Genomic DNA, 16,696 nt, shown 5'->3' with positions numbered 1-16,696 from the left:
TCCCAAATAGTATTGGGAGTTTTCCTAATTTATTTTAAAATTATGTTAAGACGCGTTTTGCCTTTTGATTACGTTCAAAGCAGAACCTTCCCTAAACCAGCCAATTTGCGCATCGTTATAGGTATGGTTTGCCTTAATAGTATCCTTTGAACCGTCAGCATGAACAATTTCAATTGTCAATGGTTTATCCGGAGCAAAATCAGCGATGTCCACAAAGTTGAACGTATCATCTTCCATTATCAAATCATAGTCCTTCTCATTGGCAAAAGTCAATGCTAACATCCCTTGTTTTTTTAAGTTCGTTTCATGTATACGCGCAAAGGATTTAACCAAAACTGCCGCCACGCCAAGATGTCTTGGTTGCATTGCAGCATGTTCCCTAGAAGAACCCTCACCATAGTTATGGTCACCTACTACAATGGACTTTATCCCCTTGGCCTTATAGGCTCGTTGTGTATCGGGTACTCCTTCATATTCACCGGTCAACTGATTTTTCACCAAATTTGTTTTTTGGTTGTAAGCGTTTACAGCTCCAATTAAGGTGTTATTAGCGATATTGTCCAAATGTCCCCTAAATCGCAACCATGATCCCGCCATGGAAATGTGATCCGTAGTACACTTTCCATAGGCCTTAATCAATAATTTGGCCCCTTGAAGTTCCTCGTTCTTAATGGGTTCAAATGGCTCCAACAATTGGAGTCTTTCCGAAGTTGGGTCTACCACGACCTTCACACTGGACCCATCTTCTTTAGGCGCTAGGTATCCAGCATCCTCTACCTCAAAACCTTTTGGTGGTAATTCCCATCCTGTTGGTTCATCGAACTTTACTTCTTGCCCTTCTTCATTGATCAGGGTATCCGTCATTGGGTTAAAATCCAATCTTCCGGCGATGGCTATAGCAGCCGTAATCTCCGGTGAAGCTACAAAGGCATGGGTATTTGGATTACCATCTGCGCGTTTTGCAAAGTTTCTATTAAAAGAATGTACAATACTGTTCTTTGGAGCGTTCTTTGGATCATTGTAACGGGCCCACTGACCAATACATGGTGCACAAGCATTCGTGAAAATCTTGGCATCCAATTTTTCAAAGATTCCAAGGATTCCATCACGTTCCGCCGTATATCGAACCTGCTCAGAACCTGGGTTTATTCCAAACTCCGCTTTCGTCTTTAGTTTTTTATCCAATGCCTGTTGCGCAATGGAAGAAGCTCGGATAAATCTTCATAGGAAGAGTTGGTACAAGATCCTATAAGACCCCATTCCACTTGCATTGGCCAATCGTTTTTTGTAGCCTTTTCGGTCATTTCCTTTCCTACTGACGTAGACAAATCAGGAGTAAAAGGACCATTCAATAATGGGTTTAATTTAGAAAGGTCAATATCGATAACTTGATCAAAATATTGTTCCGGATTGGTATAAACCTCTGCATCTGCAGTAAGGTGTTCTTTCACTTTATTAGCCGCATCGGCTACATCTGCTCTATCTGTGGCCCTAAGATATCTTTCCATAGACTCGTCATAGCCAAAGGTAGAAGTAGTGGCCCCGATTTCCGCACCCATATTACAAATGGTTCCTTTTCCTGTACAGGATAGGGCCTTAGCACCAGATCCAAAATATTCAACAATGGCTCCCGTTCCTCCTTTTACCGTAAGGATTTCAGCAACTTTAAGTATAACATCCTTAGGAGCGATTCAACCGAAATCTCACCAGTCAATCGAACACCGATCAACTTGGGAAATTTAAGTTCCCATGCCATACCAGCCATAACGTCCACAGCATCAGCTCCACCTACACCTATGGCTACCATTCCCAAACCACCGGCGTTAACGGTGTGGGAATCGGTTCCAATCATCATTCCTCCAGGAAAGGCATAATTTTCCAAAACTACTTGATGAATTATCCCAGCACCGGGTTTCCAAAATCCTATTCCATATTTATTAGAAACGGACTCCAAAAAGTCGAATACCTCGGCACTCGTCGAGTTGGCCGACTTTAAATCTGCAGCAGCACCGCTTTTCGCCTGAATCAGGTGATCACAATGTACGGTTGTTGGAACCGCCACTTTAGGTTTACCGGCCTGCATAAATTGTAATAATGCCATTTGGGCGGTTGCATCCTGACAAGCAATACGATCTGGAGCAAAATCAACATAATCCTTACCTCTGACAAAGGCTTTGGATGGAGTACCATCCCATAGGTGAGAATATAAAATCTTCTCCGAAAGGGTTAGTGGCTTGCCCACTATCTCACGAGCCTTATCCACGCGCTCCGCCATATTGGCGTACACCCCTTTAATCATATCAATATCAAATGCCATATTTATCTATTTAATGTTAAAGCAATTCCGTAAAATTAAGAAAATCTAAGGCGCAATTAAAATTTTAGACAAAGGAATAAAACCTTTTTTAGCATTCGTTACATTTTAAACGTAGCCCTTTCTAAAAAAAAGAAAATATGGGATTCTTAAAACGGAAATAAAGACTATTGAACCTAGATAATTACAAAAGCTGCTTAATGATATCTTCTTCGGATATACCCTCGGCCTCTGCTTTGTAATTTTTAATAATCCTATGTTTGAGTATCCCATTTGCAACCTTTTGGACATCCTCAAAATCGGGTGAAAATTTTCCATTGACAGCGGCGTTCGCTTTTGCTGCCAAAATAAGATTTTGTGAAGCCCTTGGACCAGCTCCCCAATCTACATATTGTTTTACATAATCTGTAGCGGTTTCCAAATTTGGTCCGGTCTTATTAACCAATTTTACGGCGTATTCGACTACATTGTCGGGAACGGGAATTCTTCTAACCAACTCCTGAATTTCTAAAATCTGATTGGCATTGAACTGAGGTTCCACTTGATACTTGGTAGTGGAAGTTGTATTTTTTACGACCTTAACTTCCTCCTCTACACTTGGATATTTTAACTCTATTGCGAACATAAAGCAGTTCAACTGGGCCTCCGGTAAGGGGTACGTACCTTCTTGTTCAATGGGGTTTTGAGTGGCAAGTACAAAATAAGGCAAATCCAATTTGTATTGATGTCCTGCTATGGTAACTGCTCTTTCCTGCATGGCCTCCGTGAAGTGCAGCCTGTGTTTTGGGAGGGGTTCTATTAATTTCATCAGCCAAGATAATGTTGGAAAAAACGGGATCCTTAATAAATTTAAAATTCCTGTTCTGATCCAAAACTTCACTACCCGAATATCGCTAGGCATTAAATCGGCGTAAACTGAATTCTCTTGAAATCCAATCCAAGTGCTTGGGCAATTGTGTTTACCATCAAGGTTTTGGCAAGACCGGGAACTCCAATCAACAAGGAATGCCCCCCCGTATAGATAGAAAGCAATATTTGGTCTATAACGTCTTCTTGACCAACAATTACTTTGGCAATTTCTTTTTTTAATGCATTGTGTTTTTGGATCAATACTTTAACAGCGGCAACATCTGACATACTTAGTTCTTTACCCAATTATTAGCAAAATCGCAATCCCTGTTGGCATCGCTAACGCTAATATAAGTATCTTCTATATGGTCTTCCATCCACTCCTTAATAGCATTGTATTGCTTTTCTGTAAGGGCAAGCTGTTGAATTTTAGTGTAGTCCTTAGAAAAATCAGCTACATGTTCATCATAGCGATTTGTAACTTTGAGAATCTTGTATTTTGAAGGCCCTCCCCTTGGGTCTCGGTTCCAAAATGGGATAGGATATTTGATCATCCTTTAAATCACGGACTTGATTATATAAGGTAGGATCCATCTTGGTCAACTCAAATCGTGAACTAAAATCTTGTGGATTTCTGAGCAAGCCACCATCAAATTTGGTTTCCTTCTCATCCGAAAAATTAAGTGCAGCTTCCGCAAAGGTGAATTTACCATCAATGATATTCTTACGAATACTATCCAATTCAGACTTCGCTTCGTCCAATGCATCTTGCGAAATTTCACGGTTGAATCAAAATATGTCTTAAATCAAGTTCCTGACCCCTGATTTTTTCAATATATATGATATGAAATCCGAAGATGGTCTCAAAAGGCTCCGAAACCTCACCTTCCCGAAGACTGAAAGCCACGTCCTTAAATGTTTTGTCAAAACCAGTTTCCTTGGTAATACTATAAAAACCACCTTTTGATTTAGAACCGGGATCCTGGGAATATAAAATCGCCTTTACACTAAAGCTGGCATCATTATCCTCTACATCAGCCTTAATTTCATTGAGCTTATCTATAACCTTTTGTTTTTCAGCCTCGGATGGCTCAGGAGCCTTTACTATCCGGGCGATTTCCAATTCAGCGCCAAAAACCGGTCTTTCATTTTCAGGAATCTTATTGAAGAACTGACGAACTTCCTCAGGTGTGATTTCAATTTCTGAAATAATATCCTGCTGCATTTTTTCGGATAACATTCTAAGCTTATTAATTTTATAAAGCTCCTCCCTAAAACTTTGCTCGTCCTCTTTATTGTAATATTTCAGCACCTTTTCCATAGAGCCGATTTGCTGAACCAAAGATTGCAACTGGCGGTCTCCGGTTGCATTCACTTCGTCATCTGAAACCAAAATACTATCCTGTACGGCCTGGTGGGCATATAGACGATCCTCCATTAATTTACCAAGAAGACTGCAGTGAGTAATGTCCTCCGTAGAGGCTCCTTGGCTTTTTAAATCGATCAAAGTCTTTTCTATATCGGAATCCAAAATCACATAATCACCAACTACAGCCGCAATACCGTCCAACTTAATTCTTTTGAAATTGGTAGAGTCCTTTTTTGTAGGGGTTTCCACAACCGCCGTTTCGTCGGGAGAATCGCCAGTGGTAGATTCTTGGGCACCTAAAGTGGTACAAAGTATACTTGCCAAAAGGACAAACCCCAGTTTATTCATTGTCGTTGTAAACCTCAAATTCTTTTTCTCTAATTGCTTCATCTATGATTTCAGTTTCTAATTTTCGCAGGTAGTCTATTTTTCTACGACTTAATAAAACCTGTTTAATGGTAGGCGTTATATAGGAAAGAGGAGCAATATCATTAACCTCCTTTACTTCCTCAATTTTTCCCAAATATACCCCGATTGAATCCTGTAATTCAAAAAATTGTGAATTTTTTAAGTATCTATCCTGATTATCAAAGGTTATGGGTGGAATTTCCTCAAAAATTCTTGAGGAACTGACCCAAATAGAATCGTTAAAATTCAATTTCTTGAATTGTACCCCAATAGAATCCAAATAGACCAAATCTTCTTCATTAAAACTCCTTAGCCTCCTTTCAACTTCGTCCTGGTTGAGAAAATTTAGTGGTAACTGTACAAAACGAATTCGAACGATTCGCTCCTTTAACTTAAAATTTTCCTGCTGTCGATCGTAAAATTCCTGTAGTTGAGTATCCGTAATTACGGAATCGGCTCCTTGGGAGACCAAAGCTTCCTGATAGGCCCTGGTATAGAGATCCGTTCTATAAGTATCGACCAATGCATCAAATTCAGAAAGCTTTTCCTCCGGCAAATTAATTTTCGACTTTGAAAGCAACAGTTGTTTTGAGGCCCAATTGTTAATGTAATTGGTAACGAAAGATGCGCTATCCCCAGCGGACATTCCATCTTTAATAAATGGTGCTAGGTCTTCCTTATAAAGATAAGATTCACCTACCCGGGCCAAAGGTTTCTTTTCTACCTCTTTGTTGAAGTATGCATCACAGGATGCCATGCTCAATAAAGCCCCTATTCCCAATAACAAAAAAATGATTTTGCGTCGTATCATTTGAGAATCACACATCATGCAAAAATAGCAAATACATAATCCCGACCAAACGCTATGGGTTTTCCTTAACAGAATTCAAATCGATTTGCATCAAAATTATAATCCAAAAGCTTGAACGTACAAAACAAAAACTACGAAATCCATTGAAAAACAATACTCAAACATTAATTTTGAAATTCACATTTTAAGGTTTTGGAAAGACAAATAAAACTAATTTGGGATTTTAGAGGTCCGGCGGCCCTTAGGACGGCGGAACACCATGAAGTACATCTCAAGGAATTTATTTCCATGGAAAAGGTGGATGTTATTACTACAGGCTTTACAGAATTGAACGATGTTCATAGCATCGCCTATATGGTCGTTAACGAAATCAATATGATTGCCATGAGAGATAAATTAAAACCGCACAGAGGAGAAGTGTATGCCGAAAATTAACTTACGTACAAGTATATTCTTAAAGATTTTATCCTCTACCATTTTAGGAATGTTCTTTTCCTGTTCCAACCCACCAATTCATGACAACATTTTGGAAACTGCCCTAAGGTCTAACAATCCAAAAATAAAAAGGGTAATGGATAGCCTAGATCAGTTTGAAGTACAGATTAGATACACAAAAATTGATAGAAAAAATGATAGTGTTTTCTTTACAGATTATGATTTCCAAGTTGATGAAAGTAATTATTTCTATCCTGCCAGTACCGTTAAGTTTCCTATCGCCGTACTAGCATTAGAGCACTTGAACAAAACCGACACTTTGAATAGGGAAGTTCGATATTATGTTGAGGGAGATACCCTAGAGTCGACATTTTCCAAGGACATTCTACAAATTTTTACAGTAAGTGACAATTTGGCCAATAACCGTTTGGTGGAACTTTTAGGTCAGGACGCAATTAATAAATCTCTCGTCGAAAAGGGAATAGGCCCACTTCGTATTTCACATCGATTAGGATATCTTTCGGAAGATTTAGAAACAAAGCCTTTGATCATCTATCTCAATGATAGCTCGACCGCAATGACAGTGCCTACCTTAAACAGTCCTCCGAAACCTTTGGATTTAAATAAGGTCAAAAAAGGCAGCGGGTATTATGAAGACGGTAACCTGATTGAGGAGCCTTTTGATTTTTCATTAAAAAACTACTACTCCATAAAGGCACAGCATGATGTTTTGAAAAGGGTGATTTTTCCTGAACATTTTATTCCTAATCAACAATTTGAGCTTTCCCAGGAGCAAAAAGCATTTCTACTTAAAGCAATGAAAACCTTACCTAGGAATGCCGGTTATGACCCTGAGGAGTTTTATGATGGCTACTGCAAATTTTTTATCTATGGGGACACTAAGGAAACCATTCCCTCAACTATGGAAATCTACAATAAAGTGGGGTTTGCTTATGGTACTCTGACCGATTGCGCCTATATAAAGGATACGAAAAACAAGGTGGATTTTATGCTAACCGCTACTATTTTGGTAAACAAGGACGGAATATTTAATGATGATGCCTATGAATATGAAGAAATTGGTATTCCTTTTTTGGCCGAATTAGGGAGGGAAATTTATAAATTGGAGTTGCAAAGAACTAGATAAATGTCTGAAGAGGCCAAACAAACAAGAATTAACAAGTACCTCAGCGAAGTCGGATATTGCTCCCGAAGGGAGGCCGATAAGCTCATAGAACAGGGGCGTGTGACCATCAATGGAAAAGTTCCTGAAATGGGCACCAAGATTTCCGAAGGGGATTTGGTACAGGTCGATGGTGAAAGCATATCGGGAACCAACGATAAGCCAGTATATCTCGCCTTTAATAAACCCGTTGGGATTGTTTGTACAACAGATACGGGAGTGGAAAAGGACAATATCATTGACTTTATCAACTATCCAAAAAGGATTTTCCCTATTGGAAGATTGGATAAACCTAGCGAAGGATTGATATTTCTCACAAACGACGGCGATATAGTAAATAAGATCTTAAGGGCGCGCAACAATCATGAAAAGGAATACTTGGTTACCGTTGACAAGCCTATAACGCCGTAATTTTTAAAAAAATGAGAAACGGGGTTCCGATTTTGGATACCGTCACCCGAAAATGTGAAGTGCATCAGGTTAGTAAATATCAATTTAGGATAATCCTGACTCAGGGACTCAATCGCCAAATTAGACGTATGTGCGAATACCTGGACTATCGGGTCAAAAAATTGAAACGCATCAGAATTATGAACGTTACCTTGGATGTGCCCGTGGGAAAATGGCGAGATCTTACTAATTCGGAATTAAAGGAAATACAAAGATTGGTCAGTCATTCTTCCAAGACTCACAAAGGATAATAGCCGCCTTATTCTAAATTCAGTAAAATTTCCACACCTTCTATTTTAACTATAATTAATTTTATATCACTCTTAATATCACTATCTTAGGTAAGAAAAAGGGAATTAATCCCAAAGGTTGCTTAAAATTAAATTGATATGAACAGGAAAATTAACCTCCAAAAAATAAATAGCCCTTTCAATCTTAGGATTGTCTCGGCTTTTTACATGTATGATTTTGAGTTTTGGTCTTTTTGCTCAAGAAGAAGGCTTTAAGGAATATTTAGGGGAAGTATATGACAGCGAAACCAAAAAACCATTAGTATTTGCCACGCTTACTTTGGAAAACACCAATATAAGTACAATTACGAATACCGAAGGGGAGTTTTCACTGAAGGTGCCCGAATCCAATACCAGTGAAAATGTTATCGTGTCGTTTTTAGGTTATAGGACCAAGAGAATCCCTATGTTGCAATTTAAGGCCGAAAGAAATGAAATTGTAATGACTGAACTGGTTACCCAATTATCAGAGGTTAACCTTAGCATACCAAAGGATGCAAGGGCCTTAGTTAGAGAAACCTTAAAAAAACGGGGAGAGAATTATATCAACAATCCTACAGTGATGACCGCTTTTTACAGGGAAACAATAAAAAGAAGAAGGCAAAATGTCAGTCTTTCCGAAGCGGTCGTTAATATTTACAAAGCCCCTTACACTAGTAACAGAACAGATGCACTTAAGCTTTTTAAAGCTAGAAAGAGTACGGATTACAGCAAATTAGACACGCTGGCCCTAAAGCTTCAAGGTGGCCCTTTCAATGCATTGTTTGTGGATATGGTAAAATATCCTGACTACATTTTTGCAGATGATCTCTTTGAATATTACGACTTTTCTTTCTCCAACTCTACTAGGGTGGACGACAAATTAATTTATGTAATAAATTTTGAGCAAAAACCTGGAATTATTGATCCGTTATACACGGGTAAGCTTTATATAGATGTTGAGAATAAAATTCTAACCAGTGCCATTTATTCCTTGAATATTACCAATAGAAATTTGGCGGCGCAAATGTTCGTTAGGAAAAAACCAAGAAATGCGGATGTGTGGCCTACAGAAGTAGCGTATAGGGTAGATTATAGGGAAAGGGATGGTAAATGGTACTACGGTTACAGTAATGTTTTGATGGAATTTAAAATTAACTGGGACAAAAAACTGTTCAATTCCGTCTATAGTATGAGCTGTGAAATGGCTATTACGGATTGGGAAGAAAACTTGAGCAATGATATACCAAAATATAAAGACCGAATTAAATCTGACATTATCTTAACGGATGAAGCCATTGGTTTTGCAGACCCAGTTGCAGGGAGAATACAACATCATCGAACCTGAAAAATCCATAGAATCTGCCATTCGAAAAATTCAACGACAATTGAAAAGAGGGAAAATAGATGGCGGCACTTCGGCCGCATCCCAATAAGAGAAATTAGTATTAAGAAAAAAAGCCGTTGCAATAATTTGCAACGGCTTTTTTTGTAGGGCAAGATAACCTTATTTAGGCATTACAAGGCCATCAATGGCATGTACAACTCCATTTGTGGCATCAACATCGGACATTACAACTTTGGCCATGCCACCCTTGGCATCTTTCAACATCACATTTCCATCTGACAAAGACAACGTAATGTCGCCTCCGGCAACCGTTTTAACATTGAATTCGCCATTGTTATCATTAATTGCCTTAATCACATCCTTGGCCATATACTCACCTGAAACGACATGGTAGGTCAATATTCCCTGTAAAATAGACTTGTTCTCTCGGCTTCAAAAGGCTTTCAACCGTACCATCAGGTAAGGCACCAAAGGCACTGTTTACAGGAGCAAATACCGTAAATGGCCCTTCAGCACTTAAAGTTCCTACCAAATCTGCAGATTTCACAGCGGTAACCAAAGTCGTAAAATTCTCGTTTCCAGCGGCTACTCCTACTATATTGTCCGATTGTGAGAACCCTATAGTCAAACAGAGCATAAAAGCGCATAATGTGGTAATTTTTAAATTTTTCATAGTTCTTTTTTTTAGATTTATCCAAATGTATGAGAATGATACATAGCATAATCTTAATTTTTGTTTAATTAATTTTTAAAATAGTTAAACATTATTAAATTCCTTTAATACCTAGCCGATGTTGCCCGAAGAAAGTTCCTAACCGCCGTATTGAGCCTATCCATCTATCAAATTGTATCCGGAAAAGGATTTTCCAAAACTGGGGAACCGGTCAAACTCACAGATAAATTGTATCCGAAGCCCCTGAAAAAAGGAGCGACCATTGGATTGATAGCTCCAGGATACCGTTTTTCTGAGGAAACATTGACCAAGGCCAAGTCGGTCTTGCAAGAAATGGGATACGGCGTTTATTATACGGAAAGGCTTTCCAAGCCAAATGGCTATTTCAGCAATACCGATGAAGAACGGGCAACCGACCTAAACCATATGTTCGAAAATAAAGATGTGGACGGTATACTTTGTATACGGGGCGGATATGGCTGCACTCGGATAATGAATCTTATTGATTACACCTTAATAGCATCAAACCCAAAGCCCCTAATCGGTTTTAGCGATGTTACAGCTCTTTTGAACGGCATTCATCAAATGACTGGTCTTATCACTTTTCATGGCCCGGTAGGAAGTACCCTTGATGATAGCTATTCCCAAAAAGCCCTTAACAGCATCGTTCGAAAACCCAAAGAAAATAGGGTGATACGAAATGCGAAACTTACGGAGGAACAGCTATCAAATCCGGAATATGAACGCTATACCATAAACCCGGGCGAGGCTACAGGTGAACTTTGCGGCGGAAGCCTTACCTTGATCAATGCCCTCATTGGAACGCCTCATGAAATTGATTTTACGGATAAGATCTTTTGTATAGAAGATGTGGAAGAGGCTCCGTATCGAATCGATAGGATGCTAACCCAATTAATAGATGGAAAAACGTTCAAAAAAGCTTCGGGGATACTGTTTGGTGTTTGCAAGGGATGTAATTCAAGTACCAATCCTAACTCCTTCACTTTAAAGCAAGTGGTCATGGATAGAATTAAACCACTGGGTATACCAGCGGCTTACGGATTCAGTTTTGGGCACGTTGATCAGAACTTTACCTTACCAATTGGGGCCAAAGCCCATTTTGATGCTGATAAACTGCTATTAAAACTTATTGAAAAACCGGTTTCCTGAAAATATACCTAATTAGCCACCTCACTAATAAATTTGAGTCGGTATAACCTTAATTCTTCATCCTCATATTCACCATCAAACTCCTTCATCGCCTCTTCCGGATTATCACTTTCGGCCTCCAGGAAATATTCATGAATTTCTTCTTGTTGGTCTTCATCCAACACTTCGTCTATCCAGTAGTCCAAGTTTAGCTTGGTACCGCTATAGACAATCTGTTCCATTTCCTTGATTAGTTCAGGTATTTCCAATCCCTTTGCGGAAGCTATATCATCCAATGGGAGTTTTCTATCTATATTTTGGATGATGTACAACTTTAAACCTGAGTTGGCCCCGGTACTTTTCACTACAAGGTCGTCCGGACGTATTACGTCATTTTCTTCTACATACGATGCTATAAAAGAAACGAAAGGTTTACCATACTTCTTTGCCTTTCCTTCCCCTACTCCGTGGACATTTAAAAGTTCTTCCAAAGTTATGGGATATTTGAGGGCCATGTCCTCTAGCGAGGGGTCTTGAAAGACCACAAATGGAGGAACACCCAACTTATTTGCCTGGGATTTTCTTAAATCCTTTAATTGTTTGAGAAGTTTTTCATCTGTGACACCGCCACTCTTTGCCGCTCCTACAATGGCATTATCATTTTCAGCATTGTACACATGGTCCTTTGTCATCATGAAAGAATGTGGCTTTTTCAAAAAGTCATGTCCCTTTTCAGTCAAACGCAACACACCATACTGTTCAATATCCTTTTTAAGGAAGCCAGCGACCAGCATCTGCCTTTTCAAGGCCATCCAATGACTTTTGTCCTTATCCGAGCCAATTCCAAAAAAATCCTTCTCATTGGTTTTATGTGAACTGATCAGGGCATTGTTTTTCCCTCGTAGGGTACTTACAATTTCCTTGGACTTAAATTTTTCGCTAGTGCCTTTGACCACTTTCAATAATTTGATGGCATCGTCCATGGCTTCCACCTTTTCTTTTGGGTTTCCGGTATTGTCATCCATATCGGCACCCTCACCATTTACCTCATCGAACTCTTCCCCAAAATAATGAAGCATGAACTTTCTTCGCGACATAGAGGTTTCTGCATAGGCTACTACCTCTTGCAAAAGAGCATTTCCTATTTCCTGTTCCGCCACCGGTTTCCCGGACATGAATTTTTCCAATTTTTCTACATCTTTGTAGGAATAAAAGGCCAAGCAGTGGCCTTCTCCACCGTCCCGTCCGGCTCTACCCGTTTCCTGATAGTAGCTTTCAATGCTTTTAGGAATATCATGATGTATTACATATCGAACATCAGGTTTATCTATACCCATACCAAAAGCAATGGTGGCCACCACCACATTAACATCCTCCATAAGGAACATGTCCTGATATTTAGATCTGGTCTTAGCATCAAAGCCGGCATGATAAGGAACCGCACTTATACCATTCACTTGGAGCACTTGCGCCAATTCCTCTACTTTTTTGCGGCTTAGACAATAAACAATTCCGGATTTACCTTCATTCTGTTTTATAAATCGAATGATATCCGCATCTACGTTTTCTGTTTTGGTCCTTACCTCATAAAACAAATTAGGCCTGTTGAACGACGCTTTAAAAACAGTAGCATCAGATATGCCAAGATTTTTGATGATATCTTCCTGAACTTTTGGGGTTGCAGTTGCTGTCAAACCTATTATCGGAATATTTTCTCCCAATCTGGATACAATAGATTTTAGATTTCTGTATTCCGGTCTAAAATCATGTCCCCATTCAGAAATACAATGAGCTTCGTCCACGGCTACAAATGATATCTTAACAGAACGTAAAAACTCCACGTTTTCATCCTTGGTCAAGGATTCGGAGCTACATATAGCAATTTGGTAGTGCCCTCTTTAATATCCTTTTTTACCTGCTTTATTTCTGTTTTGTTCAGGGAAGAATTAAGTACATGGGCAATGCCCATCTCTGCGGAGACACCTCTAATGGCATCCACCTGATTTTTCATCAAGGCTATCAAAGGAGAAACAATAATGGCCGTACCTTCCTGCATCAATGAAGGTAGTTGGTAGCACAATGACTTACCACCACCTGTAGGCATAATAACGAACGTATTATTGCCTTTTAAAATATTCTTTACAACGCCTTCTTGAAGTCCTTTAAACTGAGAAAAACCAAAATATTTTTTTAACGCAGCATGTATATCAATTTCATTCAAATCTATAAAGTATTTCTAGAATTTTAAGGGTAATTGAACCGTAAGCTCGCAAAACCCGAACGGAAATCAGTTATTAAATTTGGCCAAAACAGTAGTACCAAATTATTCAAGGATTACCATCCTATAAAATTAAGTTTACGTAATTTTGTACTCTTAAAGATAACATATCTTTATAAGAATACCATTGATAAAATTAAATAATACTTTGACATCCGATAGCACAATTCTTGAACTGGCGAAAAGAACTATTGAAAAGGAACGGGACGCTATTGGACACCTTGCTAGCCTATTGGATGAAGACTTTTCCAAGACGGTCAATTGCATACTAAACTCCAAAGGACGTGTTATTATTTCGGGTATTGGAAAGAGTGCCATTATTGCATCCAAAATTGTGGCTACCCTTAACTCCACTGGAACCCCGGCCATATTCATGCATGCTGCAGATGCCATACATGGGGATTTGGGAACCATTCAAGATGACGATGTTGTTATTTGCATTTCAAAAAGTGGCAGTACTCCTGAGATAAAAATGTTGATCCCCTTAATTAAAAGAGGGAATAACACCTTAATTGGAATGACGGGAAACTCCGATTCTTTTTTAGCTAAGCAAGCCGACTTCATTTTAAACACCTATGTAGACAAGGAAGCCTGTCCCAATGATTTGGCCCCTACCACTAGCACCACGGCCCAGTTAGTTATGGGCGATGCCCTCGCCATAGTTTTGTTGGAGTTGAGAGGCTTCAGTAGTGCCGACTTTGCCAAATACCACCCGGGAGGCGCACTTGGCAAGAGACTGTATCTACGGGTGGCCGATATCGCCAAAAACAATCAAATACCAGCTGTTCAGGTAAACACCGAGGTAAAACAGGTCATCAGTGGAAATATCCAAAAAAATGTTGGGCGTGACCGCCGTACTTGATGGCAAAAAAGTGGTAGGAATCGTTACCGATGGAGATATTCGTAGAATGCTGAACAATCATGACAATATAAAGGGACTGACGGCCGCCGATATAATGACGACCGAACCAAAAACAATAGAAATGGATACTTTGGCCATTAAGGCTCGGAATTAATGCAAAAGAAGGGCATTTCCCAATTACTGGCCATGGACAATGGTGATTACACCGGAGTAATTCATTTACATAACCTCATAAACGAAGGTATTTTATAATGGCAAAGAGCAAGACTTCCCGGATGAGATGTCGTTTCTGGATCATCTTGAGGAATTGAGATGGCATTTGATAAGATCTACCCTGGCGGTAGTTATTATTGGTATTGTAGCTTTTGTATTTAGTAGGTTCATTTTTGATGTCATTATTTTTGATCCATCTCAAATGGATTTTCCAACCTATGAATTCTTTTGCAGGGCTGCCACCTATATAGGAATTGAATCCGACTTCTGTAAAGACCAATTACCTTTTACTATTCAAAGTAGGACTATGTCCGGACAGTTCTCCGCGGATATTTGGACAGCGATATGGGTGGGTGTCATAGTAGGTTTTCCATATGTGCTTTATGAATTATGGAAATTCATCAGCCCTGGACTATACGAGAAGGAACGTAAGCATTCAAAGGGTTTCATTTTTATCGCATCTTTCTTGTTCTTCCTAGGAGTTTTATTTGGATACTACATCGTTGCTCCTTTGTCCATTAATTTTTTGGGTACCTATCAAGTGAGCGAAAGAGTGCTTAATGAATTTGATCTAGACTCCTATATCGGAACGGTAAGATCTGCCGTACTAGCTTGTGGTGTCCTATTCGAACTACCAATAATTATTTACTTTTTGACGAAAGTGGGATTAGTAACCCCTGAAATCATGAAGAAATATAGAAAAATTGCTTTAGTAATTGTGTTGATACTTTCCGCAGTAATTACACCACCCGATGTGGCTAGTCAAATTATTGTCGCCATACCTGTACTAATTCTATACCAAGTAAGTATTTACATCTCTGCCGAGTTTTGAAAAATGAAGCAAGACGAGAAGCAAAAAGAGCCAAAAGAAATGTCAAATCCAGTTGAGGAATTTAATGCCTATCGTTCTAAAATGAACGAGAAGCTACTAGCCGATAACAATAAGGTCATCAAACGTATCTTTAATTTGGACACCAACGCCTATGCACCTGGTGTTTTGGACGTAAAGACCAAAGAACTTTTGGGCTTGGTCGCCTCTGCTGTTTTGCGTTGTGATGACTGCGTAAAATATCATTTGGAAAGCTCCTTTAAGGAAGGTGCTTCCAAAGAGGAGGTCATGGAAACTTTGAGCATTGCCACCTTGGTAGGTGGAACCATAGTACTTCCCCATCTTAGAAGAGCCTATGAATATTGGGAAGTATTGGAAGAAAGTGGTCAAGGTTAAAGATTTGATAATTGCTTTTTTCTCGGCAACTATAAGGGTTAGATTTGAAAAAATGAAGTTAAGAGCAGAAAATATAATGAAATCCTACCGAGGCCGTCGTGTGGTCAAGGGTATTTCATTAGAAGTAAACCAAGGGGAAATTGTAGGCCTTTTAGGGCCCAATGGAGCCGGTAAGACGACTTCGTTCTATATGATAGTAGGGCTCATTAAGCCCAACGGAGGCAACATCTATCTCGGACGATATGGAAATTACAAATTTCCCTATGTACAAGCGTGCCCGTGAACGGTATTGGTTATTTGGCCCAAGAAGCTTCAGTTTTCAGAAAATTAAGCATTGAAAAAAATATCTTAAGCGTGCTTCAGCTTACCAATTTAAGCAAGAAGGAGCAACATATGAAGATGGAATCCCTTATCGAGGAATTTGGCTTGGGACACATTCGCAAAAACCGGGGTGACCTTTTATCAGGTGGGGAACGGAGGCGTACGGAAATTGCCCGAGCCTTGGCCACCGACCCTAAATTCATCTTGTTGGACGAACCCTTTGCGGGCGTTGACCCCGTGGCTGTGGAGGATATTCAGCGAATCGTGGCCCAACTTAAAAATAAGAACATTGGTATTTTAATTACCGACCATAACGTACAAGAGACCTTGGCTATTACAGAACGTTCATACCTGATGTTCGAAGGGGGCATCCTCAAATCCGGTATACCAGAAGACTTGGCCGCCGATGAAATGGTTCGTAAGGTATATTTGGGGCAGAATTTTGAGCTTCGTAAGAAGAAGCTGGATTTTTAATCAGGTTTGATACTTACTTCTTGTTTAAAGTTGTTACTTCTAATCAGCCATGCTTTCTCAAAACA

7 protein-coding genes and 9 pseudogenes are annotated in these 16,696 nt (G+C 39.4%); 9 read left to right on the top strand and 7 right to left on the bottom strand.

Annotated elements, in window-relative coordinates; translation table 11 throughout:
• Positions 1-45 precede the first annotated feature (45 nt).
• The 4 genes and pseudogenes from NYZ99_RS06090 to NYZ99_RS06075 form a co-directional block, all read right to left on the bottom strand.
• A pseudogene (locus tag NYZ99_RS06090) lies at positions 46-2,317 on the bottom strand (aconitate hydratase).
• Between the two features lie 181 nt (positions 2,318-2,498).
• A pseudogene (locus tag NYZ99_RS06085) lies at positions 2,499-3,451 on the bottom strand (AAA family ATPase).
• A gap of 2 nt (positions 3,452-3,453) precedes the next feature.
• Positions 3,454-4,880, bottom strand: a pseudogene (locus tag NYZ99_RS06080) (peptidylprolyl isomerase).
• Entirely contained in the window at positions 4,873-5,727 is an 855-nt protein-coding gene (locus NYZ99_RS06075; protein WP_260574445.1) for a peptidyl-prolyl cis-trans isomerase, read from the bottom strand. The pseudogene NYZ99_RS06080 and the gene NYZ99_RS06075 overlap by 8 nt, the downstream one beginning before the upstream one ends.
• Positions 5,728-5,943: 216 nt before the next feature.
• On the opposite strand from NYZ99_RS06075, the gene NYZ99_RS06070 reads away from it, so the two are divergent.
• The 4 genes and pseudogenes from NYZ99_RS06070 (at position 5,944) to NYZ99_RS06055 (ending at position 9,436) form a co-directional block, all read left to right on the top strand.
• Positions 5,944-6,186 carry a hypothetical protein gene (locus NYZ99_RS06070; RefSeq protein ID WP_260574444.1) on the top strand — a complete coding sequence of 81 codons (243 nt, stop codon included), beginning with the start codon at positions 5,944-5,946 and terminating at the stop codon, positions 6,184-6,186.
• Positions 6,173-7,333: a class A beta-lactamase-related serine hydrolase gene (locus tag NYZ99_RS06065; protein ID WP_260574443.1), complete on the top strand. Its 1,161-nt coding sequence runs from the start codon at positions 6,173-6,175 to the stop codon at positions 7,331-7,333. The genes NYZ99_RS06070 and NYZ99_RS06065 overlap by 14 nt, the downstream gene beginning before the upstream one ends.
• Positions 7,334-8,070, top strand: a pseudogene (gene rluF / locus NYZ99_RS06060) (23S rRNA pseudouridine(2604) synthase RluF).
• A 217-nt stretch (positions 8,071-8,287) separates the two neighbouring features.
• Complete coding sequence (locus NYZ99_RS06055; RefSeq protein WP_338039342.1) at positions 8,288-9,436, top strand: carboxypeptidase-like regulatory domain-containing protein; 1,149 nt, start codon at positions 8,288-8,290, stop codon at positions 9,434-9,436.
• 159 nt (positions 9,437-9,595) lie between these two features.
• Here the strand turns inward: NYZ99_RS06055 and NYZ99_RS06050 are convergent.
• Positions 9,596-10,073 (bottom strand): annotated as a pseudogene (locus NYZ99_RS06050) (fasciclin domain-containing protein).
• 186 nt (positions 10,074-10,259) lie between these two features.
• On the opposite strand from NYZ99_RS06050, the gene NYZ99_RS06045 reads away from it, so the two are divergent.
• Positions 10,260-11,279 (top strand): S66 peptidase family protein, encoded by a 1,020-nt coding sequence (locus NYZ99_RS06045; protein WP_260574442.1) that lies wholly within the window; start codon positions 10,260-10,262, stop codon positions 11,277-11,279.
• Positions 11,280-11,287: 8 nt separating this feature from the next.
• Here NYZ99_RS06045 and NYZ99_RS21435 read toward each other — a convergent pair whose 3' ends face one another.
• Positions 11,288-11,950 (bottom strand): HRDC domain-containing protein, encoded by a 663-nt coding sequence (locus NYZ99_RS21435; protein WP_338039439.1) that lies wholly within the window; start codon positions 11,948-11,950, stop codon positions 11,288-11,290.
• A gap of 42 nt (positions 11,951-11,992) precedes the next feature.
• Positions 11,993-13,362: pseudogene (locus tag NYZ99_RS21430) on the bottom strand (RecQ family ATP-dependent DNA helicase); the annotation flags it as partial.
• A 322-nt stretch (positions 13,363-13,684) separates the two neighbouring features.
• Here NYZ99_RS21430 and NYZ99_RS06035 point away from each other — a divergent pair.
• From NYZ99_RS06035 to lptB, 4 genes and pseudogenes are all read left to right on the top strand, one after another.
• Positions 13,685-14,650, top strand: a pseudogene (locus tag NYZ99_RS06035) (KpsF/GutQ family sugar-phosphate isomerase).
• Positions 14,651-14,678: 28 nt separating this feature from the next.
• A pseudogene (tatC, locus tag NYZ99_RS06025) lies at positions 14,679-15,499 on the top strand (twin-arginine translocase subunit TatC).
• Entirely contained in the window at positions 15,483-15,836 is a 354-nt protein-coding gene (locus tag NYZ99_RS06020; RefSeq protein ID WP_260575200.1) for a carboxymuconolactone decarboxylase family protein, read from the top strand. The pseudogene tatC and the gene NYZ99_RS06020 overlap by 17 nt, the downstream one beginning before the upstream one ends.
• Positions 15,837-15,888: 52 nt before the next feature.
• Positions 15,889-16,631: pseudogene (gene lptB / locus NYZ99_RS06015) on the top strand (LPS export ABC transporter ATP-binding protein).
• Positions 16,632-16,696: the final 65 nt, after the last annotated feature.

Source organism: Maribacter litopenaei, assembly GCF_025244665.1.
GTDB lineage: Bacteria > Bacteroidota > Bacteroidia > Flavobacteriales > Flavobacteriaceae > Maribacter > Maribacter litopenaei.
The sequence above is the reverse complement of the archived record's forward strand: the minus strand, read 5'-3'. Positions and strand labels throughout refer to the sequence as shown.

Excerpts from the sequence above, each read along its gene's own strand:
- NYZ99_RS06065 (WP_260574443.1), top strand. The coding sequence starts at position 6,173 with ATGCCGAAAATTAACTTACGTACAAGTATATTCTTAAAGATTTTATCC.
- NYZ99_RS21435 (WP_338039439.1), bottom strand. The coding sequence starts at position 11,950 with ATGACAAAGGACCATGTGTACAATGCTGAAAATGATAATGCCATTGTA.
- NYZ99_RS06020 (WP_260575200.1), top strand. The coding sequence starts at position 15,483 with ATGTCAAATCCAGTTGAGGAATTTAATGCCTATCGTTCTAAAATGAAC.